The organism is Pandoraea iniqua (assembly GCF_902459685.1).
In the GTDB taxonomy this organism is placed as follows: Bacteria; Pseudomonadota; Gammaproteobacteria; order Burkholderiales; family Burkholderiaceae; genus Pandoraea; species Pandoraea iniqua.
Window position 1 is genome coordinate 12609 of sequence record NZ_CABPSF010000014.1, and the last position, 26378, is coordinate 38986.

The following is a 26378-nucleotide window of genomic DNA, read 5'->3' on the forward strand; positions in this document are numbered from 1 at the left end:
AACGGCACCCTTTGCGGGGTGCCGTTTTTTTTTGCCTGCGGTTTTTTGCTACGTGACGACTACGCCGTCATGATCAGAACCCGAAGTGGCCCTGCACGTAGACCATGCGCGGGGCGCCGACCATGATGCCGCCGTTCTGATCGGTGTTACGCGTGTAGAAGCGCTTGTCGAAGACGTTGTTCACGCCCACGGTGACATCGGCGTTCTTGTAGAACGGCAGCTTGTACATCGCTTGCAGATTCCACACACGGTAACCCGGCACCTTGCCGTTGGTGCCGTCGGCCGATTGCGCTTCGGTGTTCGCCAAGTCCGAGTACTGCGAGCTTTGGTGCGTGGTCGAGACGTTGAGGGTCCACTGACCGATCGCGTAGCGCGCGCCGAGCGTGTCGGTAAAGCGGGAGTAGAACGGCACATCGAGGCCGGCCGTCGTGCCCGACTTCTGGATCGCACGCACGTAGGTGAAGTTCGCGTACAGGTTCAGGCCGCGCAGCACGCTGTCGCGGTCGAAGGTGTAATCGAGCGCGGTTTCGATACCGTCGTGATTCGTCGCCCCGATGTTCTGGAAGGTCGCCGGGCTGACGTTCGGCACTTGCAGAATCTGGTTGTCGAACTTCATCTTGAACGCCGTCAACTCGGCGCGCCAGCGGTTGTCCGTCCAGCGCGTGCCGATTTCATACGTGCGCGCGACTTCCGGCTGAAGCGGGTTCGTCGCCGACATCGAGTTCAGCTGCGTGTTCTGCACCGGCCCGAACGACGTGCTGTAGTCCGCGAAGATCGTCCATGCGCTGTTCACCAGATACGACAGGTTCACCGACGGCAGCGGCTTGTTGTTGTCGGTACGGAAGGTGTTGCCCGAGGCCTTGTCGACGCGTTGCGAAGCGATCATTTCGTAACGCACGCCCGGCGTCAGACGCCAGTTGCCCCACGCCATACGGTCGTCGATATAGAACGCGTTCGCCGTGGTGTAGTTGTAGAACGTGGTGGTCGCCGAGTTCTTGCCGTTGGACAGGGTCGTGCTGAAGTTGTTGTCGTCGCCGCGCTCGCGCACGAAGCGATAGCCGACCGTAACGTCATGCGCCGTCGGGCCGAGGAACAGGCGTTGCGTGTAGCGCGGCTCGATGCCGAACGTCTGATAGTTGCGCGGCTGGTGAATGGTCACGAGCGGCAGCACCGACAGATTGGTCAGCGAGCTTTGACGGTAGCTTTCGTTGAAGAACGTGCGGAGCTCGAATTCCTGCGTCTCCGAGATCGTGTTCAGGTAGCCGAAGTCGAGGCCGGTGCGATTGCCGCTCCAGTAGTCGTTCGGACGCGTGTTCTGGAACGGATCGGCGTTGTATTGCGCGGCGGTCAGGCCGCCCGGCGTCATCGACTTGGCGTCGTAATACGAGACCTTACCGTAGACCTGCTGGCTCGGCGTGATGTCGTAGCGCCACTTCAACGCGAGGTCGTTCACGTTCTCGTTGCTGCCCGTGCGCCAGTCGCGACCGACCATGCCCGAGTAGAGCAACGCGAGGCCCAGCCCGTTGTCCATCTGGGTACCTAGGAACAGGCCGTATTGGGTATTGGCGCCGCCCCCGGTGGTGTAGATGTTCTGACGCACCGTGGCGTCGCCGGTCAGGCCCGGCGTATTCGGAATCGAGCGCGTCTTGAAGTTGATCACGCCGCCCACGTTTTGCGGGCCGTAGCGCACGGCTCCGCCGCTACGCACAACGTCGATGCTCTCGATGTTGAAGAGACTGACCGGGGCGAACGACAACTGCGGCTGGCCATAGGGCGCCACCGCGAGCGGAATGCCGTCGAGCAGCACCGTCGAGCGCGGGCTGAAACGGCCCGCAAGACCGCGCACGCCGATGTTCAGCGAGATGGCGCTGCCGGCGGAGCTGGAGTTGTCAGTGGCTTGCACCCCCGGCACGCGGCGCAGCACGTCGCCGATGCTCGCCGCACCCGAGGCGTCGATCTGGTCTTTCTTCACGACCGTGCGTGCGCCCGGGAAGGTCTTCGCACTGTTATCGAGCCCCGTACCGAGCCAGTCGCCCGAAACGTTGACCGCACCGAGTTCGACGTCGGCCTTCGCCTCGTCGGCGGCGCGCGTGGCGGCGGCGTTGTTGGCCGAATTGCTGACCGAATCGCTGGCCTGCTGGGCATGGGCGACGCCGAGCGTGGCCATCAACAGGGCGGCGGCACAGGCGGTGGCACGGGGGAGGCGGGCTGCCGGCAACAGGGCGGCGGCGCTGAAAGTGGCCGGCGCTGACGCGCGGCGACGTTCGGACATCTTCATCTTTGCTGACCTTCGAGACTTCGTGAGTATGGCGAGCGCGGCCTTCGCTCTTGGCGAGCCCCCGGGCGCGGTCGTTGTTATGAGTAATGCGTTGTAATAAAACGTCGCGGATTATAAATGCAAATCACTCTCATTTTTAATGGGTATTGCTGATCGAGAATCGGTATTTGCGGGTGCGCGGCCGTGGTGCGCATAGCGATACGCAAAAACGGACACATTGCTCGGAAAAGGACTATAAAAACGAAGAAATGCGGGAAGAAGCCGGAGAAACCGAATGCCGTTCGTGAATTTCAACGGGTAGTTGAGGCTGTGGCTGGATTGCGACAGTAGGGTCTTTCGGACCGGAAATAGGGGGGCAGAGAGGTGCCTGAGGGCCGGCCGACGATTATCCAGTTTTACTTACTAATCGCCCAAAATCGATTGATTGTTCCGTAGGCGCCGAGCCGCAAGAATAGAGCGCATCGAGACAAGAACCGCGCTGCCCCACATCGCGCTCTACGCGCCCCAAGCGCCCGAGCGTCCGAGCGAGCGGCGGCGCTACGGAGACAAACGAGATGCTGGATGCGTCGATTCATCAAGCCCTTGCCCGCGAATTGCACGACGCCGAGCGCAGCCGCACGCCGGTCACGCAGTTCTCGCGCCGCTACCCCGACATGACCATCGCCGACAGCTACGCGATTCAGCAAGCGTGGCTCGCGCTGAAATACGCCGAAGGCCGGCGGGTGATCGGTCACAAGATCGGGCTGACCTCGCGCGCGATGCAGGTGGCCGCGCAAATCACCGAACCCGACCACGGCACGCTGCTCGACGACATGCTCGTCGCCGACGGCGCAACGCTGGAAGCGGGGCGTTTCATCGTGCCGCGCCTCGAAGTGGAGCTGGCGTTCATTCTGGCCAAACCGCTCAAGGGCCCCGGCGTCACGCTGTTCGATGTGCTGGACGCCACGGCATGGGTCACGCCCGCGCTTGAGCTGATCGATGGCCGCATCGAGCTGTTCGACCGCGACACGCAGGCACCGCGCAAAGTGTTCGACACCATTGCCGACAACGCGGCCAATGCCGCCATCGTGCTGGGCGGGCGCCCGGTCAAACCGGATGCCATCGATCTGCGCTGGACGGGGGCGCTGCTCTACCGCAATGGCGTGATCGAAGAGTCGGGCCTGAGCGCCGCAGTGCTGAATCACCCGGGCAATGGTGTCGCGTGGCTCGCCAACAAGTTGGGTGCCTTCGACGAAGGCTTACAGGCGGGCGAGATCGTGCTCGCCGGGTCGTTCACGCGACCGGTCGCCTGCAAGGCGGGCGATGTCTTTCATGCCGATTACGGCCCCTTGGGGGCGATCGGTGTGCGCTTCGTCTGACCGACTCCCCGAACTTCGGAACCGACCTCATGAAAACGCCCCCGAATGCATTCAAGCAGGCGCTCGCCAACCGGCAGCGCCAGATCGGCCTGTGGATGGGACTCGCCACGCCGTACGCCGCCGAGCTGTGCGCCGGCAGCGGCTTCGACTGGATCGTGATCGACGGCGAGCACGCGCCTAACGATCTGCGCTCGACGCTCGCCGCCCTTCAGGCGGTCGCGCCTTATCCGTCGCATCCAGTCGTGCGTTTGCCGCATGGCGATGCGGTGCTCATCAAGCAGGTGCTCGAAATCGGCGCGACGACGTTGCTCGTGCCGATGGTCGAATCCGCAGACATGGCGGCGGCGCTGGTCAGTGCCATGCGCTATCCGCCGCAGGGCACGCGCGGTGTCGGCAGTGGGCTCGCCCGCTCGTCGCGCTGGAATCGCTATGACGACTATCTGCATGCGGCGAACGACACCGCGTGTCTGCTGGTGCAGGTGGAAACCGCCGAGGCGCTCGCGCAGGTGGATGCCATCGCGTCGGTCGACGGCGTCGACGGGGTGTTTATCGGCCCGGCGGATCTGGCCGCGTCGATGGGTTATCTCGGGCAGGCGACCCATCCGGACGTGCGCAAGGCCATCGAAGACGGCATCGCGCGCATTCGCGCCGCCGGTAAACCGGCCGGCATCCTGTGCGTCGACGAGGCGCTGGCGCGCCATTACCTCGACCTCGGCGTGACCTTCATCGCCGTCGGCATCGACACGTCGCTGCTCGCCAACGCGAGCCGTGCGCTCGCCGCGAAGTTTACCGGCCCGGCAGATTGAATTCCCCCACTTTCCCCCAACGAGGCATCGCATGAGCGCTTCCCGTTTTGACGTCGCCGGTATTCCGGTGTCGCCAGACCATTTCATCGACGGCCGACGCGTGGCGTCGCCGGATACGTTCGAATGCGTTTCCCCCATCGATCAGACGCTGCTCGGCCATATCGCCAGCGGCAATCTCGCGCACGTGGACGCCGCCGTCACCTCGGCCGCGCAGGCGTTCCCCGCGTGGGCGGCGCTGGGCGCAGCCGCACGCCAGCCGTATCTGCAACGCTTTGCCGACGCAATCGGGCGGCGCGCCGAAGCGTTCGCCACGCTGGAGAGCCACGATGCGGGCGTGTTGCGCTCGCGCATGGCCCACGGCGTGGTGCCACGCGCGATGCAAAACATCACTTGGTTTGCCGAGCATGCACTGACGTTGCAGGACCGCGTGATCGAGACACCGCAGGCGCGCCATCTGGTGCGGCACGACCCGGCCGGTGTGGTGGCCATCATCACGCCGTGGAATTCGCCGCTGATGCTGGCGACGTGGAAGATCGGTCCGGCGCTCGCGTCCGGCAACACCGTGGTACTCAAGGCGCCCGAGTGGGCACCGCTCACGTCGTCGCTGCTGGCCGATTGTGCGGAAGAAGCGGGGTTGCCGCCCGGCGTATTCAACCTGTTGCAGGGCTCGGGGGCGGTGACCGGGGCGGCGCTGGTGAGCGACTCGCGCCTCGCGCGAATCTCGTTCACGGGCTCGGTCACGACGGCGAAATGGATCGCCAAAACGGCCGCCGCGAATCTGGTGCCGTGCAGTCTCGAACTCGGCGGCAAGTCGGCCTTCATCGTGCTCGCCGACGCCGATCTGGACGCCGCCGCTGCCACGGCCGCGCTGATGTATCGCAACGCCGGGCAAGTGTGTCTCGCGGGTACGCGACTGCTCGTGCATGCCGACGTCGCGCAACGTTTCACCGAGACGCTGCGCACGCTGGTCGAAAGCCTCGTCGTGGGCGACCCGCGTGAGGCGGCGACGGAAGTCGGCCCGATCATTCATCCGCGCCAACTGGAGCGTGTGGAAGGTTTTGTCGAGCGTGCCGTCGCGGGCGGGGCGCGTGTGCTGTGGGGTGGCAAGCGTCATCCGTTCGGTGCGCAGTATTTCGCGCCGACGCTGCTCACCGACTTGCGTCAGCGCGACGAGATCGTGCAACAGGAAGTCTTCGGGCCGGTGCTCACGTTGCAGACGTTCCGAAGCGACGATGACGTCATCGAAATGGCCAACGGCACCGACTTCGGACTGGGCGGCGTCTGCTACGGCGACGAGGCGCATGCCATTGCCATCGCGCAGCGCGTGCGTACCGGCTTCATCTGGGTCAATAGCTTCGGCATTCGCGATCTCGCGGCACCGTTCGGCGGGATCAAGCGCTCGGGCGTGGGCCGCGAAGGCGGCGAGTGGAGCTTCGAATTCTTCTGCGACGTGAAGGATGTCGTCGTGCCGAAACAGCCGTTCAAGGCGAGCTTCAGCCATCGCTGATCATCGCTGATGGCATTGCCGCATTCAGTGAAAAAACAAGAGAGATTGAGGAGAACACCATGGGACAGATCGTCGGCGCGGCATTGGTGTCGCACCATCCCGGTTTGATGCAGTGTGAAGAATTTCGCGTCTTGCAGGGCGCAGGCGCGGATTCGGATTTGATCGCCGGGTACACGCGCGTGCGCGAGCGAATCGCGGCGGCGAAGCCGGACGTCGTGCTGATTTTCGATTCGCACTGGTTCACGACCGGCTATCACCTGATCGACGGCGGCGCGCGTTATTCCGGCATGTACGTCTCCGACGAGATGCCGTGGTATTTGCACGGTGTGCCGTATGACTATCGCGGTCATCCCGAACTCGCGCTCGCCGTGGAAGCCGTGGCGCGTGAGAAGCGTGTGCGGGCGCGGGCCGTGCAGCATCCCGATCTGCCGCGCCACTACCCGACGATCAACGTCATCAAGCAGATGCGGCTCGATGCGTGGCCGATCGTGACCGTGAGTTCGTGCCAAAACTGCGAGACGGAGCATTTCCTGCAATCGGGGGAAGTGATCGGCGAGGCGATTCGCCGCAGCGATTTGCGGGTGGTGATGCTGGCGTCCGGTGCGCTGAGTCACAAGTTCAACGGTATCGACTGGACGCCGACGCATCCGCGCATTTTTCACGAGAGCAATGTGTCGCGGCCGGAGAACATCGAGAGCGACAAGCGCGCGATCGAAGCGTTTCGCGAGGGGCGTCACGACCAGATTCTGGCGGATTGGGACAGCGACTATCGCAAGCGCCCGTGGGAAGCTCACGGCGCGCACTATCTGCAAATGGTCGGTGCGCTGGGCGGCGCGGCATGCCGCAGCAAGGGCGTGGTGCTCTCCGATTACGAGAACGCGCGCGGCACCGGTAACGTGCATATCTGGTTCGACGGCGACGACAGTGCGAGCCGCACCGCGCGTCAGGCCTGAGGGAGTGACACGATGGATTTCGAATTTCCGCTGAAAGCCCTCCCCGAAGTCATGCGTGGCCCGCGTGTTGAACGCCGGCGCATTCTGCTGGGCGGCAGTGCGTTCTGGGGCACGATGATCGAAGACGGTTCGCTGCGTGGTCAGTTGCGACTCGACGACGGCCGTGTGGTCGATCCGCAAACGGTGGCGCATCTGCCGCCCGTCGACCCGTCGAAGATCATCGCTGTGCATATCTCGTATCGCTCGCGCAGCATGGAAACGCGCAACAAGCCGAAGCCGACCGATACGCCGACGTATTTCACCAAGCCGCCGACCTCGCTCAACGGCCACGGCGGGCAGATTCTCAAGCCTGCCGATTGCAAGTATCTGAACTACGAGAGCGAGTATGCGGTGGTGATCAGCCGGACGTGCCGCAACATATTGCCCGACGAAGCGTGGGATTACATCGAAGGCTTTTGTCCGGCGCTCGATATGGGCTTGCAGGACTTTCGCGATACCGATCAGGGATCGATGTTGCGTGTGAAGGGCGCGGATACGCTGCTGCCGATCGGCCCCGGCATCGTGCGTGGCGTGAATCTGTTCGAGCAGACATTGCGCACGTATCGCAACGGACTGGTCGTGCAGGAGGCGCACATCGGCGATGAGACGATCTGGGGGCCGCATTACATGATCGCCGACATTGCGCGTCACATCACGCTGATGCCCGGCGACGTGATCCTGATGGGCACGCCGTGCCATTCGCGCTCGGTCGATGCGGGCGATCTGGTCGAGTGCGAGATCACCGGATTGGGCCGGCTGTCGGGCAGGGTGGTCGGCATCGAAGCGCCCCGTGCGGCGGCGCTCGGCGTGGGACATGCGCCGACCGATAGCCCCGAGGTGCGCCGCGTTGCGCTGGGCTTCGACGAACGTGTGCCGGAGCATTTCAAAGAAAACTATCGACGCGCGGCAAATAAGGCGTAGTTGACGTACGCGGTGGCGGCATCCGAAGATGTCCCGGTCATGCCGGCATGTCGCGGCAATTCTTGGTACGGAGCAGACGAATGAAGGTAACGATCATTGGCGCGGGCGCCATTGGCGGGTTGATCGGCACGAAGCTGGCGGCGACGGGCGAAGCGCGGGTCAGCGCATTGGCGCGCGGCGCGACGCTGGCGGCGCTGCGTGAGCGCGGCTGGCGCGTGAAGCAGGGCGAGTCGCTCTCGGCAGCACCGGTGGCCGCAGCGCATCCGCTGGAAGACGCGGAGAAACTGGGCGTGCAGGATCTGGTGGTGATCGCGGTCAAAGGGCCGGCGCTCACCCAAGTGGCGGCCTCCATCGGGCCGCTGATCGGGCCGGACACGATCGTGCTGCCGGCGATGAACGGCGTGCCGTGGTGGTTCTGCAAGGGCGTGGCGCCGTTCGGCGACGAACCGTTGACGAGTGTCGACCCGGGTGGCGCCATCGGCGCAGCGATCCCGTTGGCGAACGTGTTGGGCTGTGTGGTGCACGCAAGCGCAGCCACCCCGGAGCCGGGGCTGGTCGATCACAAGATGGGACGCGGGTTGATCATCGGTGAGCCGGGTGGCGGTACCAGCGAACGTGTACAGAGGCTGGCCGGACTGCTCGAGCGTGCGGGCTTCGAGGTGAAAGCCTCGGAGAACGTCCGGCAGGACATTTGGTACAAGCTGTGGGGCAACCTGACGATGAACCCGGTGTCCGCGATCACCGGCGCGACCATCGACCGCGTGCTCGACGATCCGCTCGTGCGTGCGTTCTGCTCGGCGGCGATGGCCGAAGCGGCGACGATTGGCGGGAAGATTGGTTGCGTGATCGAGCAGTCGCCGGAAGACCGTCACGCGGTGACGGCGAAGCTCGGTGCGTTCAAGACGTCGATGTTGCAGGATGTGGAAGCCGGCAGGCCGATTGAACTCGACGCACTGGTGAGCGTGGTGCGCGAGATGGGACAGACGCTTTCGGTGGCGACGCCGAATATCGATTCGTTGCTCGGGTTGGCGCGTTTGTTTGGGCGGGTGCGCGGGTTGTATCCGCAGTAAGTGTGCGCAGTAAGTGTGCGCAGTAAGTCTGCGCACCATCGACCCGCATGAAAGCGGCGGACTGCGTTGCCGAGTCCGCCGTGAAGACCTTAACGCGTTATGGCGAGCGACATCGATGCCATTGGCGCCAGCGTGAATCGTGTCAGGGTCTGGTCGATGCCACGATTCTCCGGTGTGAAGGCGCCCATCGATTGCAGCAGTGCATCGAGCTTTGCGGTGACCGGCGTGTGCCCGGCGGCGCGAGGCATGACCTGCGGCGCAGCCAGCACATCACACCATTGCGAGCTACGTGCGGCTGCCATCAGTGGCTCGACGATTTCTGCTGGCTTCCCGGCCGGGACAAATTTGAATTCCGCGAACACCTTGTTTTCGAGATCCGCGGGCTTCAGGTCCTTGGGCAGGTCTGCGTCGGCATATGCCCGACTTTGAACGATCTTGCCGCCTTCCAGAAGATTCGAGCTCACGCTTAGCGTCATGTTGCCGTGGTCGAAGCGAATGCCGTAATCGATGCTTACCTGACGTCCGTTCTGATCGACGAAAGCGTCTCGTTTCGGGAAGAGCTCCATGCCTGCGCTAGCGTGCATGAACGAGTCGATGGCCGCGTGCAGCTCATCCTTGTCCATACGTGCGTACTCGGGCGAGAGATTGTGATTGTCGATTTGGTTGACGATCTCCAGCCCGTGCGCGACGGAGTTGATCGGGATGGAGTCGTTGGGAATCTCACTGAACCCGGGGTGCCGCGTCTGAAACGATCGGAGGCCCTCGACCACGTCCGCCAAATCTTTCATCCCGGCGTCTCCAAGATGCTGTGCGCCGTGCCCCCCTCTGTTGACGGGGATATTCTTCCCCGTTAACTGCGAGAAATCTCTGACAAGGGCGACAAATTTAAGCTGCGCATAATTCATTGAATCGGACATTGCATACGCTCCAGATCGTTTCGAGGAAACCCGCGAATTCGATGCCCTGATCGCAGGTTGCATTGACTTTGCGACGGGGCGCTGACGGGATGTCGATTCACCCGGCGATCTGTGAAATGTCACTTCAAGGGCGGGAAAAAACTGAGGCCATTCCGTATGAAATGGCCTCGGTCGTTGGCATTAGCGAATCTGGGTCGTGTTACCGCACCCCGGTATGCCGGTAAATCCGGCTCAGGGCGGCGAATCCGATAGCGGCAGCAGCGATGAAGCCGCGTGCGGGCATGGGTTATATTGACGGCTGTCGAGTCATCTTTGTCGAGGTGCGTCATGCGACCATCCATGGTGCTGCAACTGAAGCGCGCCGCAGTCCGCGAGGCGGCTGAGCGTTATCACACCGTAAATCCGCGAGTGTTCGGATCGGTGCTGCGGGGAACGGATCGCGACGACAGCGATCTCGATCTTCTGGTGGATGCTTTGCCCGGCACGACACTCTTCGATCTCGGCGGCTTGCAGGATGAATTGGAGTCGATGCTGGGCGTGCACGTCGATGTGCTGACGCCAGCAGATCTCCCATTGAAATTTCGGGCACAGGTACTCGCTGAGGCTCGTCCTGTATGAGTGAGACACGTCTACCCGACTATCTCGACCATATGCGGCTGGCAGCAACCGATGCCTGCGACTTTGTCGACGGTTTGTCAAAGGAAGACTTTCTTCAGGACAAGCGCACGCAGCAAGCTGTGGTGATGAGTCTGATAATCATCGGCGAAGCGGCTACCAAGATCATGGACCGCTACGCTGACTTCTCCCAAGCGCATTCAGAGGTGCCGTGGCGAGCGATGCGCGGCATGCGCAATCGCATCGCTCACGGCTACTTCGAAATCAATCTCGACATGGTCTGGGACACTATCTCGCGTTGCCGGATCTCCTCGACCGACTGAACGAGCTCTAAGTCAACCTAGCGCACGCCGGTATGCCGGTAAATCCGGCTCAGAGCGAGGAGCCCGATTGCGGCCGCGGCCATCATGTAGAAGCTCGGTGCCAGCTTGCTGCCGGTCACGTTGATGAGCCACGTCAGGATGAATGGGGCGAAGCCGCCGAAGAACGTCACCGACAGGTTGTACGACAGCGACAGGCCCGTGGTGCGCGTCTTCACCGGGAAGATCTCGGACGCCAGTGCGGGCAACGGCGCAAAGTACACCGTCATCAGCACCCCCAGCACCGTTTGCAGCGCGAGCATCATGCCGAAGCTCGGATACGTCGAGAGCAGCCAGAACATCGGCCAGATCAGTACCAGCAATGCTGCCGCCGCAATCATCATCGGCTTCGTGCGACCGGCACGGTCCGACCACGCGCCCACCACCGGCGACAGGAACATCTGCACCAGCCCCGTGGCCACCGTCGCGGCAAACGCCACCGATGCCGGCAACCCCAACTGCTTGATCGCATACGTCGGCATGTACAGCACGAGATACGTCGACACCGTTGCGACGACGACAGCGCCCACCGCGAGCAGCAGACGCATCTTCTGATGCTCCAGCGTGTCGCGTAACGGCGTCTCGGTCGGCTCGGCTTGCAGGAACTCCGGCGTCTCGTCGACATGGCGACGGATGTAATACGCCACCGGGCCGATCAACAGACCGAACAGGAACGGCACACGCCAGCCCCAACTCTGCATTTGCTCCGGTGACAGCGTGCTGGTGAGCAACGCGCCGAACCCGGCAGCGAGCAGCGTCGTCAGGCCCTGACTCGCGACCTGAAAGCTCGCGAAGAAGCCGCGTCGCCGTGGCGCGTGTTCGGCCAGAAACGCCGTCGCGCTGCCGAATTCACCGCCCGCAGAAAAGCCCTGAATCATCCGCGCCAAGACGATCCCCACAGGCGCGAGTACGCCGATGGAAGCGTACGTCGGCATGAACGCGATGATCGCCGTGCCGACCATCATCATCAGAATGGTCAGCGTGAGCGCCGCGCGTCGCCCCTGCTTGTCGGCATAGACACCAATGACAATCGCACCCAGCGGGCGCATGAAGAACGACACGCCGAAGGTGCCCAGCGTGAGCAGCAGCGAAGTGGTGTCGTCATGCGTCGGGAAGAACAGCTTCGCAATGGTTACGGCAAAGAAGCCGTACACCACCAGATCGAACCATTCGAGCGCATTGCCGATGGACGCGGAAATGACCGCACGCCAAGGGTGCTTGGCAATGTGGTCGCCTTGGTGCGCGTCAGGACGCGCGCCGGCGGCGGTGGCTGTTGTCATGGTGTCTCCAGTCGACGTGATGTCGTGATGTAGTTATCGATTCGGCATGCGTTTGGCGGAGGCATGCGCTCCGTGTTTCCGATGATCCGTTTCTGGCAGTTCTTTGCCGGGGGCGCCAACGCCCCCGTGCTATCTCAGTGACCCGACAGCACCTGCGCAATCGCACCGGCAACCGTGCCGACATTGCGCGTGTTGAGTCCCGCCACGCACATGCGTCCCGAGCGCAGGATGTAGACGCCGTGGGTTTCGCGTAGCGCGTCTGCCTGCGCTGCGGACAATCCGGTGTACGTGAACATGCCGCGCTGCGCGAGGTAGCGCGAACGCTTCTCGTCGCTGACATGCGAAGCGAGTTGCGCGTGAATTTCGGTGCGCATCGCGGCGATACGCGTGCGCATGCCGTCGAGTTCGCTTTCCCATGCTTGGCGCAGCGCGGGGGTCGTGAGTACCTGTGCGACGAGTCGCGCACCATGCGTGGGCGGGTTGCTGTAGTTGGCACGCACCGTGCCGGTGAGCTGTCCGAAGACGCGTGAGGCTTCCTCGGCCGAAGTGCAGACGACCGACAACGCGCCGCACCGCTCGCCATACAGCGAGAAGTTCTTCGAGAACGAGTTCGCCACGACGGTCGGTACGCCCGACTCGGTGAGTGCGCGCACGGCGAAGGCGTCGGCATCGAGTCCGTCGCCGAAGCCCTGATACGCCATATCGACGAAAGCGATGAGGCCGCGCTCGCGCAGTACCGGGATCAGTGTCTGCCACTGCTGCGGGGTGAGATCGACGCCGGTCGGGTTATGGCAGCACGCGTGCAGCAGCACGATGCTTTGCGGCGGCAGTTTGGCAAGGGTGTCGAGCATGGCGTCGAAACGCAGGCCGCCGGTCGCGTCGTCGTAATACGGATACGCCTGCACGGGAAAACCGGCGCTCTCGAACACGACGCGATGGTTGTCCCAACTGGGATCGCTGATCCACACGGTGGCGTCGGGGAAGTAGCGCTTGAGGAAGTCGGCACCCACGCGTAGCGCGCCACCGCCACCGAGGGTCTGCAAAGTGGCAATGCGCTGCTCGCGGCGGGCGGCGCAGGCGTCGCCGAACACAAGGGCCTGCACGGCGTCGCGATAGGCGGCAGAGCCGGCCATCGGCAGGTACGGGCGCGGACCGATGTCGGCCAGTACGCGGGCTTCCGCCTCGCGCACGGCGCCCATCACGGGCAGACGGCCAGCGTCGTCGAAATAGATGCCGATCGACAGGTTGACCTTATGTGGCCGGGGGTCCTGACCGAACGCTTCGTTCAGACCAAGGATCGGGTCGCCGGGATAGGCATCGACGTGAGAAAACGTAGAACCTCGCATGAAACCTCGCAGGGGGCGTCGCAGACTCTGGACGCAAATGGATCAAAGGAATCGCAGTGGATTTTTGAAATCGATTGTGGGCGACGACCCTTTGCGGAACAATCAATCGATTTTGGTCGATTCGTAAGCGAAACTTGATAATCGAAACCCCATGCCCCTGACCCGTGTCACGCTGCGCCAGTTCGAAGCCCTGATTGCCATTGCCGAGCTGCACAGCTTCGCCGAAGCCGGCAAGCGGCTGGGTCTCACGTCGTCGGCGGTGAGCCAACTCGTGGCCGAGCTTGAATCCGTACTCGGCTTCCGCATCTTCGATCGCACGACGCGACGTGTGGCGCTCTCCAGTGCCGGACGCGACTTTCTTGCATCTGCGGAGTCCGTGTTGCGTCACGTGCAGGCGGCGGAGAAGACTGCCGACGATTTGCGCAATCGTGCCGCCGGCATCGTGCGCGTGGGGGCGCCGCTCGTACTCGCGGGCATGGCACTGCCGGCAGCGATTCGCGACTACGCGGCGTTGCGTCCGAAGGTTGTCGTGCGCGTGGTCGATACGCCGGTCGACGCGCTGATCGATCACGTCGCCAATGGCGATCTCGATCTCGCCATCGGCCCCAATCGTGCGACCGGTGCGCATGTTGCCGGGGCGCCGGCGTTCGATAGTCCGTGGGTGTTGTGGTGCGCGCCGTCGCACCCGCTCGCCAAACGCAAGCGACTGCGCTGGCAAGACCTGCGTGACACGCCGCTCGTGGCCGCAGGACGCGATCACGAGCGCAGCGTCGAGCAAATGCGCGCGAGCGCACCGCCCGACGCACGCATCACGCCCATCGATGTCGTCGATAACGTGACCACGGCGCTCGGCATTGCGGCGCAGGGTCTCGCGTCCACGCTGACCCCCGGCTATGTGGCGGCGCTCGCCAATACCTTCGGTCTGGTGATGCAGCGCGTGGTCGCGCCGGAGACGATCCGTCAGGTGTGTGTGTATCGGCCGGTGTCGCGCGCCGCGTCACCCGCTGCCGAAGGTTTCGCGCAATTTCTGCTCGACTGGTTGCCGCAGTGGAACGAACGCATCATGTCGGCCTCGCGTGATTGATGTGCGGGGCCGCTTCGCATTGATGAGCGTCGCTTATCTGTGAGCTTATCTGCGCTTGCCGTCGGGTGACGGCAGCGCGGCGAGATCCTCGCTCAATTGCGCGCGCAGCGTCGAGATGGCCGCGTTCGTGTCGGACGGCTTCAGTTCTTCGCGCGCGATGGCTTCACGCAAGTGGTGGCGCAGCAGCGGATCACGCGTTTGCGTCAACGTTTCGCGATAGAACGGCAGCACGTTTTCGGGATGACCGCCAACGCGGTACAGGTGCGCGATTTCGTCGATGGTACGCATCGCACCGAACGCGGGGCCACCCGGCGCACGAGGTCCCATCGGTCCCGGGCCACGCGGGCCACCGGGGCCTTGAGGACCTTGCGGCCCGGCGCCGGCGTGCGGCATGTCATTGCCTTGCGGGCCGTTCTGCGCGAGGACGATTTGCGGCGGCATGTCTGAGGTATTGGCCGGTGCGGCGTGCGCGGCGGTCGTGGTGGTGGCCGCCAGTGCCATGGTCATGGCAACAACACCCGAGAGCTGGCGAAGCGTGATCTTCATCATATGGACTCCGTAATAAAGACGTTCACTGGAATGTCGAACGCATGCGCCAAGCGTATCGTGCGCGGTGCTGTGCATCGGTCGGTGGTAACCGTGTGTAAGGTGGGAGGCGTGGAATGCGTGGAAGCGGCGTGTGGGCGGGTGAGGTGTAATGTGTGAGGCGATGCGGGTTGGCGGCGGTGTGGGCGAACCCATGCCGCAGGTCGCCGCGGATCTTTGAGAAGGAGCGCTTCATGACTACCGAATTCGTTCGCCCGGTTGCCGTCACGTCGCTGCGCAGCCCGCTGGATTTCTATGCGACGCTCGCGCGCGTGATCGACACGCTCAAGCAGCACGGCATGACGATCTTTGCAGACATCGATCAGAGTGCTGCCGCAGCATCGGCGGGACTCTCACTGAGGCCGACGCGTCTGGTGTTGTTCGGCAACCCGAAAGGCGGCACGCCGGTCATGGCGGCCAACCCGCATGCCGGGCTGGAGTTGCCACTCAAGGTGATGGTCTGGGCGGCCTCCGCCGACGAGGTGCGGGTGGATTTCCTGAACCCCGGGCCCGCGCTGAGTGCCTTGTACGGTATCGATGCCGCACAAGTGGCGGCCTTCGGTGGTGTTGCAAAGCTGCTTGAGGCGGCGCTCAAGGCATGACCCCGGCGCCATGCCGGTGATACATGGGTTCGGCGGCTGAAACGACGGGCGAGGGGCGCCACGCCGCGATCGGGCGCGATGGACCCCGGCTCACCGTCAGGACACGCGTGGGCGCCCGCTGAGCCTTATGCCACGGGCGTGGGCACGCCCGGTGCGCATCACGAAAAATGCCTATACTGATCCGGCCTTTCTGTGCGCGACAGCCATCGCCGGATGCAGCCGTTCCCCACGGTTGCCGGCGGACCGGCCGGTCGGCGGGTCGCGAGCGCAGGCTTTCCCCCTTTTTCGTGAGGAGTCATCCCGTGTCGAACAGTCAATGGATCCGCGTCGAAACCGTCGACGGTACTTTCGATGCCTATCTGGCATTGCCGCCGTCGGGCAAGACGGCTAACGCACCGGGCATCGTGCTGGTGCAAGAAATCTTTGGTGTGAACGAACACATTCGCGGTGTGGCCGACCAGTACGCGTCGGACGGCTATGTCGTGATCGCCCCGGACATCTTCTGGCGCGCCGCCCCGCGCGTCGAACTCGGCTACTCGGGCGACGATATGGCGCGCGCGATGGAGTTGCGCAAGTCGGTCGACGTGGAGAAGGCCGTCGCCGACGTCGGCGCCAGCGTCAAGGCGCTGCGCAGCAAACTCGACGCGGGCGCGAAAGTGGCGGCGGTCGGTTACTGCTTCGGCGGCTTGGTGTCGTATCTGGCCGCGGCGCGCGGTCTGGTCGACGCTGCCGTGCCGTACTACGGCGGGGGCATTCACAACTATCTCGGCGAAGCCGCCAACCTCAACGTCCCGACGCAATTCCACTATGGCGCGCTGGACAGCCACATCACGCCGGATATCGTGACGGCGGTCACCGAGGCCGTGAAGTCGCGGCCGAATACCGAAGTCTTCGTGTATCCGCAGGCCGATCACGGCTTCAACTGCTGGTCGCGTGGCTCGTACCACCAGCCGTCGGCGGCGCTCGCCCACGGCCGTGCACTCGCGTTCTTGTCGACGTGGTTGTCGAAGTAAGCCGGCGCACGTTGCAAAAAAGCCCGCCCCAGTTTTCGGGCGGGCTTTTCATTGGCAGACTGTGCTAAAAAAGCCCGTCGCCGAAGCGACGGGCAAAGTCCTGTGCGTTGAACCACTACGCACAGCGACAGGAGCCTGCGGCGATGCCGGGCTGGCTGAAACATCCAGCACCCGCCATACGAGACCGGAAACACGCTGAACGCCGGGACGATGCCGGCGCGTCGTCATGCGCAGAACGCGCACCGCGCCGCGGTCCCCTGAGCGGGACGCGCGGCGCGGCAATTTAGCTTATGAACCGAAGTAGGTCGAACCGGCGCGTTGCGAGCCACCGACCGAACCCATGGTGACCGGGGCGCTGCTCGAGACCGGTTGGGCGCTCGGCGCTGCCTTCGGATAGACGCTGTCGTGTTGAACCACGATGCCAGCCTTCTGGGCTTGAATCAGTTCTTCACGAACTTGGGCGCGGGTGAGAACGCTGGTTTGCGGAACCCACGAGAATTCCGAAGGACCGTCGAAGGCGTCGCTGGCAAAGGCCGAACCGGCCGACACAGCAAGCATTGCGGAAACCAGAGCCGAGGTAATAAGAGTGCGCTTCATGATGTTTTCTCCTGTCTTTTGAAGGGGGCGATGTGTAATTCATCGTCGACAGTTACAGTCTATTGATGCGCGACTCGACAATAAACACGACATTCGTCAAGCAACTCTTGTCAATTAAGAAATAATCGAAAACGACTGAGGAGACATCGATGCTTTATCTGTGGATCAAGGCCGTACATCTGATTGCCGTGATTTTGTTGATTGCCGGGCTGGTGGCGATGTCGCTCGGCGGGCGTCTGGCGCAGCCCGAATGGCGCCGCATCGCGCGGCAGGCCGACTATCGGCTGGCGTCGCCGGCGCTCATCGTCGTGTGGCTTAGCGGCCCAACGCTGGCGGTCATGGCGAATTGGTGGAGCGCGCCGTGGTTGATGGTCAAACTGGTCTTCGTGCTGGTGATCTCGGCGTTGCACGGGCGCCTGTCCGCCACACTGCGCAGGCTGGAGCGCGACGGCGTAACGCAGCCGTCGCCGTCGCTATTTCAGCGGGCGCTGCCCGTCACGCTGGTGTCGATGGCCGTCATCGTCGTCATGGTTATCGTGAAACCCTTCTGATGCGCATGACGCGGTAAGGCAATCGAGGCGCTCATTGAGGGCAATCGGCTTGGTGAGCGTGTGTCGGCGGTGTTACGCTGGCGTGGTCGCCTATAACGCCGAAAAATGGCCCGATGCCGATCTCAAGTGCGGTAACCCTGGATGGTCCAGGTCACGACCGCCCCGTCGGCGCGCTGGCGAAAGATTACCCAGATGGTTTTATCGTGACGCCCCACAGCCACCGGCGTGCGCAACTGATGTTCGCGCGTGCTGGAATTCTGGAAGTACGCACGGATACGTCGTTCTGGGTAATACCGCCGCAACGCGCGTTGTGGATTCCGGGGAACGTCTCGCATGAAGTGCGTATGCGGGGCAAAGTCGAAATGCGCACGATTTACGTCGACGTGGCGCGCTGTGGTCTGAGCGCCCCCGACACGCCGGTGGCCATTCGCGTCACCCCGTTGCTGCGCGAGCTGATTCTGCGCGCCATGGCGCTACCCAAAGACTGGGCCGCCGACGGCAAAGACGGTCTGGTCATCGCCCTGCTGCTGCACGAAATCGAATGGAAGAGCGACACGCCGCTGCACTTGCAGGTGCCGGTCGATGCCCGCTTGCGCAAGATCTTCGACGCTTATCTGGCCACACCGGCCGACATGCGCAGCTTGCAGGATTGGGCGTCCGAAGTGGGCGCGTCGAGCCGTACGCTGGAGCGCCGTTTCATGACGGAGTTCGGTTTGCCGTTTCGGGAGTGGCGGCAACACATGCGGCTGCTCGGCGCATTGCCGCTGCTGGGGGCCGGGCGGCCCATCACGCAGGTGGCGCTCGAAGTCGGTTACGACACGCCGAGCGCGTTCTCCACGATGTTTCGCCGCCTTATGGGCGTGACGCCAAGCGAATACCTGACGCGCGGCCGGCACCCGGATTGAGCCAGTGCATGGCTTCCCACATATCGTCGTAGACCGGCACGCCTTCGGCGTAGAGCGGTGAGCGCTGACGCTTCGAGCCGATGCCGACGAAGTCGATGCCGAGCGTGCGTGCCACCTTCAGATCCCACATGCCGTCGCCGATCGACACGATCGCGCGCGGATTCGTGATGCCGTAACCCGCCTGCGCGCGCTTGATCGCCTCGCTCACCAGTTGCTCGCGCGAGCTGTATTCGGAGGCCGTGATGAGCATGGCATCGGTGTAATCGATGGCCACCGAGCGCAGCTTGCGATGGCTGACCTGCCGGATGCCACCGGTGGCGAACACCACACCCCAGCGCGACCGGTGCGCGGCCTCGACGAAAGCGCGCGCGCCGGGAATCTCCGCCAGCCCGTGGGCGTTGAGCAGCGCCGTGAAACGTTCGTCGATCTCATGCTCGAAGCGCGCGAGATCGTGCGGCTGGGGCAGGGCACGGCCATTCTCGGCATGCGCGTGGATCAGAATCCCCGTATCGGTGTGATGCGGGTAGCTGCCCCAGTCGGTGTTCAATGCTTCGAAGGCCAGCGACTCCATGGCGCCCAGCAGCGCGCGCTGGTGGATGCGCACCGAATCTGTGAGCGTGCCATCGACGTCGAGTACCAGAATGCTGTCTTTTTCGAAACTCGCCTGCATGGGGATATAGAAATAGGAGGAGAGGCGTCGTGACAGACGAAGTCTCGGAGTGTACGAATTCGCGGCATCAAATAAAACGCGCCGGGTGACACGGGATACGCCGTTTGCGACACCTTCGGCTACGGTATTTGACAGGGCTGATGCGCATCAAGGGGGAAAGCCGCCCGGGTGTCGCTTTTTTATGCCTTTTTTTACGCGGAAACTCCGGGCCCGGCCGCGTCGGCATCAGCCCGTGATCAGCCCGGCGATCAACCCAACGATCAGCCCAATGAAACCCGCCGGAACAACAATTGCGTGCGCGACAGCCGTCGGCGGCGGGGCTCGCAGAGCGGTTGCCGGACGTCGGCATGTGAGTTGCGGGCGACCTGCTCCCGGGTCTTGCCGTACGCGAAGTCCCGGTACCGTCGATGCCCCTCGTGGAGCCGTTTCGACAGGGTGTGCACGAGATCGTCGCCCACGGCGAGCTTTTGCATGTGAATTCGTCCGACGAGGTAGTACTCGGGCACGTCGCCAAACAGGTGGTCGATATGCAGGCCGGTGTAGGTCATGGGGTCGTGACGCACCGGCTCGACCGTGGCTCGCGTGCTCAGCGAGACGAGCAGCGTGCGCACGCCGTTTTCCCCCGGAATCCGGATGAACGCCCCCAGCGTGGCTTCGTCGGTCAGCGCGTCGCCGGCCGGTACCGGCACGTCGCGGTCGGGAATGCGCAGGAACAGATTGTTCCGCTGGGCTTCCTGCGTGCCGCGTACGACGCGCTGGAACGTCAGGCGCGGCACTTCGATGTAGGCGGTGCCCGCCGCCAGCGCCTCGCGCAGTTCCGGCGTCAGGTCGCCGATGCGCTCTCGCAGGCGCTGCGCGATGGCTTTCGTGGCGTAGCGACCCTGCGATTCGCTGGCGAAACGGGCTTCGAAGCCCGCTTCGAGGGCGTCTGCGTCTCTCCGGACGACGGACAGCGCTGCCTGCGTGCGCTCAGGTAACGACTTCTCGCAGCCGCGCCGCATCAATTCGCTGACGCGAACGTAGGTTCGTTCACCCGCAGGAACGTCGAGCAGGCAATCGCCGCTGTCCATCCGGCTGCCGACGACGCAGACCGGCGGGACAGCCGCCAGTTGTTCGGCCAGATACGCTGCGCGCGTGATCGGTGGACGTGACCAGTCGTAGGGTTGTGAGGGCGCGGTTGTGCTCGTGGAAGGGGATGCGGATGTCGACGGGGAAGTGGCGGCAGACGTGTCAGCCGACGGGGTGACGGATGCCGGCGCCAAGGTCGACCTGAAGGTGGGGGCCGCGGTTGGCGCGTAGGCCGGGACGCTGGCGCGGCGCATTGCAGACGGTCTGGCAGGGGGCGAAGGGCCCGCGTCGGATGGCGGCGGGTGCGTGCCGGCGACGAACGCATCGGCAAAGTCGGAGGTGGGGGCCGTGTTGATCGGCATCCCCGTTGTGGCGGCCAATGCCGCCGTCAGCCATTTTCCAATGTGCATAAGGGGTCATTCCGGTCAGTACCACGGGCCTGTCCCGTGGTGCTTCGCAGTGTTCCCATTCGTGCAGATTGCGTTTGTCGGTTCCGGCGCAACGCGTTGGGGTTTCCGATCAACTCGACGTCAGGCGTCTAGACAATCGCCGAGTGCACGCTGGGCGGCGCTTCACTCAAGAGCGATTTCAGTCGCTTGAGCGCGCTGGCGAGACGTTCGGGGTCGCGTACACCCCCCAGCGAAATACGGATGGCGTTGGGGGCGTCGGGGGTCAGACAGAACGCGTCGGCGGGGGTCACCGCCAAGCCTTCGGCACGGGCCGCCATCGTCAATTCGCGGGCGGTCCATGGGGCGGGCAGCGACTGCCAGCGATGGATGCCCTGTTCAGGCGTCGCGCCAATGTCGCCCAGCACCTCGGCGGCAATGGTCTGGCGTTGCGCGGCGGCGCTGCGCACGCCGGCCAGAATGCGGTCGGCCATGCCGTTGTGAATCCACTGGGTAGCCAGCCCGGTCATCAGCGGCGGTGCCATCAAGGCAAACGCATTCAATGTGCCGAGGAAAGCGTCGCGGCGGCGGGCGTCGGCGAGGCGCAGATAAGCGGTGCGCAGGCCGGGCGTGAGGCATTTCGACAACGTGGCAATGTAATGCACACGGTGCGGCGCGAGGCGCGCGAGCGGCGGCGGGGCCCGGTGGGCAAGGCGCCAGTACGGATCGTCTTCGATCACCGTCAGATCGAGCGTCTCGGCGACGTTGAGCAACTGGCGCCGGCGGGCCTCGGGCATGGTCCGTGCCGTCGGGTTTTGCAGCGTCGGGTTCAGGTAGACGACACGGGCCTTGTGCTCACGGGCAGCGGCGATGAGTGCGTCGGGCAGCATGCCGTCGTCATCGGCCGCCACCGCGACGAGCTTGCGCTCCAGTGTGCGGGCGGCGCTGCGAATGCCCGGATACACGATCGGTTCGCACAAAACGGTTTCGTCGCGCACCGTCTCGGTGAGCAACAGCGCGGCCAGCGTGGCCTGCGCACCCGGGCATACCGAGACCTGCGACGCGTCGAGCTCGCCGAGCATGGGGGCCAGCCAGAGGGCACCGGCCTGCCGGTCCGCAATGCCGCCATCGCCCAGTTGATACGCCATGAGCATGGACGCATCGGTGTGCGTGAGCACTTCGTCGATCCCTTGCTGGAGCAATTCACCGAGGAAAAGGTCGGACGGCGCGGGGGGGATGTTCATGCCCAGATCGAGCACCTGTTCGAACGTTACGCGCGGTGTGCTCACAAACGTGCCCAACGGCCCCCGTCCCTCGATGGCGTTGCGCTCGCGGGCCCGGTTGTAGGCGCGCGTGACCGTGGTGAAGTCGATGCCGAGCCACGAGGCGAGCTCGCGCTGCGCGGGCAGACGGTCGCCGGGGCGCAGCCGGCCATCCGCGACGGCCTGCTCGATGAAGCTGGCAAGACGCAGATAACGCGGACCTTTCCCCGCCGCCAGTGCGGGTTTCCAGAACGTGGCGCGCAGGGTGTCGTGGGAGGCGTCCATGGCGGATGTCGGTAGAATGTATGGAGAATTTTCGCTGTGCAGCGTCGTAATGCAGTTTAGTCTGCATACATATCGGTCGCAATGCCTGAATTCTGTCGCGATGCGTGAGCGGACACTTGGCGCCCGCGGGTTGGGCATCCCACTGAGCCGTTAACAATCAACGACTTACCGAGCGAAAACGCATCCGGTTGCATTGACACTTGCACATCCCCCATGTATAGTCGCAGGCTCCGGTTTTTCCGGCGGTAGGCGCGTGCCCAACCCAAAATGCTTTCGCATCAAGCGGTTAGGTGCGGGTAATCCGCAAGAATTACCGGGAAGTGCGCAGTAAATCTGCATGGTAGCCCGCCTTGGTTGTCATGCTTTTGACACATTTAGGAAATCACAATGCCAACGATTAACCAATTGGTCCGCAAGCCGCGCACCTCTGCTCAAATCAAGAGCAAGAGCCCGGCCCTGCAGGACTGCCCGCAGCGTCGCGGTGTGTGCACCCGTGTGTACACGACGACGCCCAAGAAGCCTAACTCGGCACTGCGTAAGGTTGCCAAGGTGCGCCTGACCAACGGTTTCGAGGTCATCTCGTACATCGGCGGTGAAGGCCACAACCTGCAGGAACACTCGGTCGTGCTGATTCGCGGCGGTCGTGTGAAGGACTTGCCGGGTGTGCGTTACCACATGGTGCGCGGTAGCCTCGACACGCAAGGCGTCAAGGACCGTAAGCAAGCCCGTTCGAAGTACGGCGCGAAGCGTCCGAAGGCCTAAGCAGCCTCACGGACATACGTTCGGTGATGGTGTTGAATCGTCACTGAGTAAGTGGTCACTCGGCCCGAGAAGGGCTAGTAGGTGGCCTGGAGCCTGGCTCCGACTGAAACAATTAAGGAAGAAATTATGCCGCGTCGCCGCGAAGTCCCCAAGCGCGAAGTGTTGCCCGATCCGAAGTTCGGCAACGTTGATGTCGCTAAATTCATGAACGTGTTGATGCTTGCCGGCAAGAAGTCGGTGGCAGAACGCATCGTTTATGGTGCTTTCGAGCAGATCCAAACCAAGGCGGGCAAGGATCCGCTGGAAATCTTCAACACCGCTCTCGGTAACGTGAAGCCGGTGGTTGAAGTGAAGAGCCGCCGTGTTGGCGGTGCAAACTATCAAGTTCCGGTCGAAGTGCGTCCGTCGCGTCGTATGGCATTGGCGATGCGTTGGTTGCGTGAGGCCGCGAAGAAGCGTAGCGAAAAGTCGATGGCCCTGCGTCTGGCAGGCGAGCTGATCGAAGCCTCGGAAGGCCGTGGCGGTGCGATGAAGAAGCGTGACGAAGTTCACCGCATGGCTGAAGCCAACAAGGCCTTCTCGCACTTCCGCTTCTGACGCTGGCAGGCAGTACCTAGAGCAGAAACCGGGGCGGGTGCGCATGAGAAATTGCGCCTCGCCCGTTTGTGTTAGTAGCCCCCTCAAAAATGGCGGCTACATTGAAAGAGGCTTAAAGTGGCTCGTACAACCCCTATCGAGCGCTACCGCAACATCGGTATTAGCGCTCACATCGACGCCGGTAAAACCACGACGACCGAGCGCATTTTGTTCTACACCGGTGTGAACCACAAAATCGGTGAAGTGCACGATGGCGCCGCGACGATGGACTGGATGGAGCAGGAACAAGAGCGTGGCATCACGATTACGTCGGCTGCCACGACCTGCTTCTGGTCCGGCATGGCGAACAATTACCAAAAGCACCGCATCAACATCATCGACACCCCGGGTCACGTCGACTTCACGATTGAAGTCGAGCGCTCGATGCGTGTTCTTGACGGCGCGTGCATGGTGTATTGCGCTGTGGGTGGCGTGCAGCCCCAGTCGGAAACCGTGTGGCGTCAGGCCAACAAGTACGGCGTGCCGCGTCTGGCGTTCGTCAACAAGATGGACCGTACCGGCGCAAACTTCTTCAAGGTCTATGACCAACTGAAGAACCGCCTGAAGGCCAACCCGGTGCCGGTGGTGGTGCCGATCGGTGCCGAAGAAAACTTCAAGGGCGTCGTCGACCTGATCAAGATGAAGGCAATCTTGTGGGACGAAGCTTCGCAAGGCATGAAGTTCGACTACGTCGATGTGCCGGCCGAGCTGCAAGCGGAAGCCAAGAAGTGGCGTGAAAGCATGGTCGAGGCTGCTGCCGAGTCGAGCGAAGCGCTCATGAACAAGTACCTCGAAGAGGGCGACCTCTCCGAAGAAGACATCATCCTGGGCCTGCGCACGCGTACCATCGCTTGCGAAATCCAGCCGATGCTGTGCGGTACTGCGTTCAAGAACAAGGGTGTGCAGCGTATGCTGGACGCCGTGATCGACTTCCTGCCGTCGCCGATCGACATTCCGCCGGTCAAGGGCACGAACGACAAGGAAGAGCCGGTCGAGCGTCGCGCTGCCGACGACGAGAAGTTCTCGTCGCTGGCATTCAAGATCATGACCGACCCGTTCGTTGGCCAGCTGATCTTCTTCCGCGTCTATTCGGGCGTCGTGAACAAGGGCGACACGCTGCTGAACTCGGTCAAGGGCAAGAAGGAACGTCTGGGCCGTATCGTGCAGATGCACGCGAACCAGCGCGAAGAAATCGACGAAGTGCGTGCAGGCGACATCGCCGCAGCCGTCGGTTTGAAGGATGCGACCACGGGTGACACGCTGTGCGACCCGACCGCCCCGATCGTGCTCGAGCGCATGGTGTTCCCGGAGCCGGTGATTTCGCAGGCTGTCGAGCCGAAGACCAAGGTCGACCAGGAAAAGATGGGCCTCGCCCTGAACCGCCTGGCGCAGGAAGACCCGTCGTTCCGCGTGCAAACCGATGAAGAATCGGGTCAGACCATCATTTCGGGTATGGGCGAGCTCCACCTCGAAATTCTGGTGGACCGTATGAAGCGCGAATTCGGCGTGGAAGCCAACATCGGCGCACCGCAAGTTGCTTACCGCGAAACCATTCGCAAGGCAGCTACGGACGTCGAAGGCAAGTTCGTCAAGCAGTCGGGCGGTCGCGGCCAATTCGGTCACGCGGTCATCACGCTGGAGCCGAACGAGCAAGGCAAGGGCTACGAGTTCTTCGACGAGATCAAGGGCGGTGTCATTCCTCGCGAATACATCCCGGCGGTCGACAAGGGTATTCAGGACACCCTCAAGAACGGTGTTCTGGCCGGCTTCCCGGTGGTGGACGTCAAGGTTCGCCTGACGTTCGGTTCGTACCACGATGTGGACTCGAACGAAAACGCGTTCCGTATGGCCGGTTCGATGGCTTTCAAGGAAGCTATGCGTCGCGCCAGCCCGGTGATTCTCGAGCCGATGATGGCTGTCGAAGTCGAAACGCCGGAAGACTACATGGGTAACGTGATGGGCGACTTGTCGTCGCGTCGCGGCATTATCCAGGGCATGGACGACATGGTCGGCGGCGGCAAGATCGTGCGCGCTGAAGTTCCGCTGTCGGAAATGTTCGGCTATTCGACGTCGCTGCGTTCGGCCACGCAAGGCCGCGCCACGTACACGATGGAGTTCAAGCACTACGCTGAAGCTCCGAAGAACGTGAGCGAAGGCATCATCAGCGCCAAGAGCAAGTAAATTCGTTTTGAAGGGTGTCTGCGTCATGTGATGCAGTGCCCGTCACTCTGTTTAAATCGTCTATTCAGTATCTGAGGATTCGGAAATGGCAAAGGAAAAATTCGAGCGGACTAAGCCGCACGTGAACGTCGGCACCATCGGTCACGTTGACCATGGCAAGACCACCCTGACGGCCGCTATCGCAACGGTTCTGTCGTCGAAGTTCGGCGGCACGGCAAAGAAGTACGACGAAATCGACGCAGCGCCGGAAGAAAAGGCACGCGGTATTACGATTAACACCGCGCACATCGAGTACGAAACGGCTAACCGCCACTACGCACACGTTGACTGCCCGGGCCACGC

At 63.1% G+C, this 26378-nt stretch carries 26 protein-coding genes; 17 read left to right on the plus strand and 9 right to left on the minus strand.

Going from position 1 to position 26378, the window contains the following annotated elements:
* Positions 1 to 73: 73 nt before the first annotated feature.
* Complete coding sequence (locus tag PIN31009_RS27385) at positions 74 to 2278, minus strand: TonB-dependent receptor family protein (protein WP_246185901.1); 2205 nt, start codon at positions 2276 to 2278, stop codon at positions 74 to 76.
* A 554-nt stretch (positions 2279 to 2832) separates the two neighbouring features.
* Between PIN31009_RS27385 and hpaH the strand changes: the two genes are divergently transcribed.
* The 6 genes from hpaH (at position 2833) to PIN31009_RS27415 (ending at position 8932) form a co-directional block, all read left to right on the plus strand.
* Positions 2833 to 3636 (plus strand): 2-oxo-hept-4-ene-1,7-dioate hydratase, encoded by an 804-nt coding sequence (gene hpaH, locus PIN31009_RS27390; RefSeq protein WP_150792121.1) that lies wholly within the window; start codon positions 2833 to 2835, stop codon positions 3634 to 3636.
* A gap of 29 nt (positions 3637 to 3665) precedes the next feature.
* Complete coding sequence (hpaI, locus tag PIN31009_RS27395) at positions 3666 to 4442, plus strand: 4-hydroxy-2-oxoheptanedioate aldolase (RefSeq protein WP_150792122.1); 777 nt, start codon at positions 3666 to 3668, stop codon at positions 4440 to 4442.
* 31 nt (positions 4443 to 4473) lie between these two features.
* Positions 4474 to 5949 (plus strand): aldehyde dehydrogenase family protein, encoded by a 1476-nt coding sequence (locus tag PIN31009_RS27400; RefSeq protein WP_150792123.1) that lies wholly within the window; start codon positions 4474 to 4476, stop codon positions 5947 to 5949.
* 59 nt (positions 5950 to 6008) lie between these two features.
* The gene (locus PIN31009_RS27405; RefSeq protein ID WP_150792124.1) at positions 6009 to 6902 is read left to right on the plus strand and encodes a DODA-type extradiol aromatic ring-opening family dioxygenase; all 894 of its coding nucleotides are present in this window, start codon (positions 6009 to 6011) and stop codon (positions 6900 to 6902) included.
* 12 nt (positions 6903 to 6914) lie between these two features.
* The gene (locus tag PIN31009_RS27410) at positions 6915 to 7862 is read left to right on the plus strand and encodes a fumarylacetoacetate hydrolase family protein (protein ID WP_150792125.1); all 948 of its coding nucleotides are present in this window, start codon (positions 6915 to 6917) and stop codon (positions 7860 to 7862) included.
* 80 nt (positions 7863 to 7942) lie between these two features.
* Positions 7943 to 8932 (plus strand): 2-dehydropantoate 2-reductase, encoded by a 990-nt coding sequence (locus PIN31009_RS27415; protein ID WP_150792126.1) that lies wholly within the window; start codon positions 7943 to 7945, stop codon positions 8930 to 8932.
* An 89-nt stretch (positions 8933 to 9021) separates the two neighbouring features.
* On the opposite strand, the gene PIN31009_RS27420 is transcribed toward PIN31009_RS27415, so the two are convergent.
* A complete protein-coding gene (locus PIN31009_RS27420) occupies positions 9022 to 9849 on the minus strand; it encodes a hypothetical protein (RefSeq protein ID WP_150792127.1) in 828 nt (275 codons plus the stop codon).
* Between the two features lie 327 nt (positions 9850 to 10176).
* Between PIN31009_RS27420 and PIN31009_RS27425 the strand changes: the two genes are divergently transcribed.
* Together PIN31009_RS27425 and PIN31009_RS27430 are read left to right on the plus strand one after the other, a co-directional pair.
* Positions 10177 to 10467, plus strand: a complete 291-nt coding sequence (locus tag PIN31009_RS27425) for a nucleotidyltransferase family protein (RefSeq protein ID WP_150686717.1) — start codon at positions 10177 to 10179, stop codon at positions 10465 to 10467.
* Entirely contained in the window at positions 10464 to 10787 is a 324-nt protein-coding gene (locus PIN31009_RS27430; protein WP_217426855.1) for a HepT-like ribonuclease domain-containing protein, read from the plus strand. The genes PIN31009_RS27425 and PIN31009_RS27430 overlap by 4 nt, the downstream gene beginning before the upstream one ends.
* Positions 10788 to 10804: 17 nt before the next feature.
* Here PIN31009_RS27430 and PIN31009_RS27435 read toward each other — a convergent pair whose 3' ends face one another.
* Entirely contained in the window at positions 10805 to 12103 is a 1299-nt protein-coding gene (locus PIN31009_RS27435; RefSeq protein WP_087686336.1) for an MFS transporter, read from the minus strand.
* A 134-nt stretch (positions 12104 to 12237) separates the two neighbouring features.
* Positions 12238 to 13449 carry an amino acid aminotransferase gene (locus PIN31009_RS27440; protein WP_150792128.1) on the minus strand — a complete coding sequence of 404 codons (1212 nt, stop codon included), beginning with the start codon at positions 13447 to 13449 and terminating at the stop codon, positions 12238 to 12240.
* Between the two features lie 151 nt (positions 13450 to 13600).
* Here PIN31009_RS27440 and PIN31009_RS27445 point away from each other — a divergent pair, with 151 nt between their 5' ends.
* Positions 13601 to 14533, plus strand: a complete 933-nt coding sequence (locus PIN31009_RS27445) for a LysR family transcriptional regulator (protein WP_150686718.1) — start codon at positions 13601 to 13603, stop codon at positions 14531 to 14533.
* 45 nt (positions 14534 to 14578) lie between these two features.
* Here PIN31009_RS27445 and PIN31009_RS27450 read toward each other — a convergent pair whose 3' ends face one another.
* The gene (locus PIN31009_RS27450) at positions 14579 to 15082 is read right to left on the minus strand and encodes a hypothetical protein (protein ID WP_150792129.1); all 504 of its coding nucleotides are present in this window, start codon (positions 15080 to 15082) and stop codon (positions 14579 to 14581) included.
* Positions 15083 to 15312: 230 nt separating this feature from the next.
* Here PIN31009_RS27450 and PIN31009_RS27455 point away from each other — a divergent pair, with 230 nt between their 5' ends.
* Complete coding sequence (locus PIN31009_RS27455) at positions 15313 to 15720, plus strand: DUF302 domain-containing protein (RefSeq protein ID WP_150792130.1); 408 nt, start codon at positions 15313 to 15315, stop codon at positions 15718 to 15720.
* 302 nt (positions 15721 to 16022) lie between these two features.
* Positions 16023 to 16733, plus strand: a complete 711-nt coding sequence (locus PIN31009_RS27460) for a dienelactone hydrolase family protein (RefSeq protein WP_246185902.1) — start codon at positions 16023 to 16025, stop codon at positions 16731 to 16733.
* A gap of 288 nt (positions 16734 to 17021) precedes the next feature.
* Here the strand turns inward: PIN31009_RS27460 and PIN31009_RS27465 are convergent, their stop codons facing one another.
* A complete protein-coding gene (locus PIN31009_RS27465) occupies positions 17022 to 17330 on the minus strand; it encodes a DUF4148 domain-containing protein (protein ID WP_150792132.1) in 309 nt (102 codons plus the stop codon).
* Positions 17331 to 17479: 149 nt separating this feature from the next.
* On the opposite strand from PIN31009_RS27465, the gene PIN31009_RS27470 reads away from it, so the two are divergent.
* Positions 17480 to 17881 carry a CopD family protein gene (locus PIN31009_RS27470; protein ID WP_150686723.1) on the plus strand — a complete coding sequence of 134 codons (402 nt, stop codon included), beginning with the start codon at positions 17480 to 17482 and terminating at the stop codon, positions 17879 to 17881.
* Between the two features lie 203 nt (positions 17882 to 18084).
* On the plus strand, positions 18085 to 18786 hold the full coding sequence (locus tag PIN31009_RS27475; RefSeq protein WP_246185903.1) for an AraC family transcriptional regulator: 702 nt from the start codon (positions 18085 to 18087) through the stop codon (positions 18784 to 18786).
* On the opposite strand, the gene PIN31009_RS27480 is transcribed toward PIN31009_RS27475, so the two are convergent.
* The 3 genes from PIN31009_RS27480 to PIN31009_RS27490 all read right to left on the minus strand — a co-directional run bounded on the left by PIN31009_RS27480 (position 18734) and on the right by PIN31009_RS27490 (position 22457).
* On the minus strand, positions 18734 to 19456 hold the full coding sequence (locus PIN31009_RS27480; RefSeq protein WP_058376389.1) for an HAD family hydrolase: 723 nt from the start codon (positions 19454 to 19456) through the stop codon (positions 18734 to 18736). The two genes, PIN31009_RS27475 and PIN31009_RS27480, sit on opposite strands and share 53 nt — an antisense overlap.
* A 260-nt stretch (positions 19457 to 19716) precedes the next feature.
* Complete coding sequence (locus PIN31009_RS27485) at positions 19717 to 20934, minus strand: hypothetical protein (RefSeq protein ID WP_150792134.1); 1218 nt, start codon at positions 20932 to 20934, stop codon at positions 19717 to 19719.
* Between the two features lie 128 nt (positions 20935 to 21062).
* Positions 21063 to 22457 (minus strand): aminotransferase-like domain-containing protein, encoded by a 1395-nt coding sequence (locus PIN31009_RS27490; RefSeq protein WP_150792135.1) that lies wholly within the window; start codon positions 22455 to 22457, stop codon positions 21063 to 21065.
* 387 nt (positions 22458 to 22844) lie between these two features.
* On the opposite strand from PIN31009_RS27490, the gene rpsL reads away from it, so the two are divergent.
* The 4 genes from rpsL to PIN31009_RS27510 all read left to right on the plus strand — a co-directional run.
* Positions 22845 to 23219: a 30S ribosomal protein S12 gene (gene rpsL / locus PIN31009_RS27495; RefSeq protein ID WP_010804142.1), complete on the plus strand. Its 375-nt coding sequence runs from the start codon at positions 22845 to 22847 to the stop codon at positions 23217 to 23219.
* Between the two features lie 126 nt (positions 23220 to 23345).
* A complete protein-coding gene (gene rpsG / locus PIN31009_RS27500; RefSeq protein ID WP_017232357.1) occupies positions 23346 to 23816 on the plus strand; it encodes a 30S ribosomal protein S7 in 471 nt (156 codons plus the stop codon).
* Between the two features lie 117 nt (positions 23817 to 23933).
* Positions 23934 to 26036 carry an elongation factor G gene (fusA, locus tag PIN31009_RS27505; RefSeq protein ID WP_058376385.1) on the plus strand — a complete coding sequence of 701 codons (2103 nt, stop codon included), beginning with the start codon at positions 23934 to 23936 and terminating at the stop codon, positions 26034 to 26036.
* 85 nt (positions 26037 to 26121) lie between these two features.
* On the plus strand, positions 26122 to 26378 hold a 257-nt coding region (locus PIN31009_RS27510), incomplete at its 3' end, for a GTP-binding protein (RefSeq protein ID WP_246185904.1).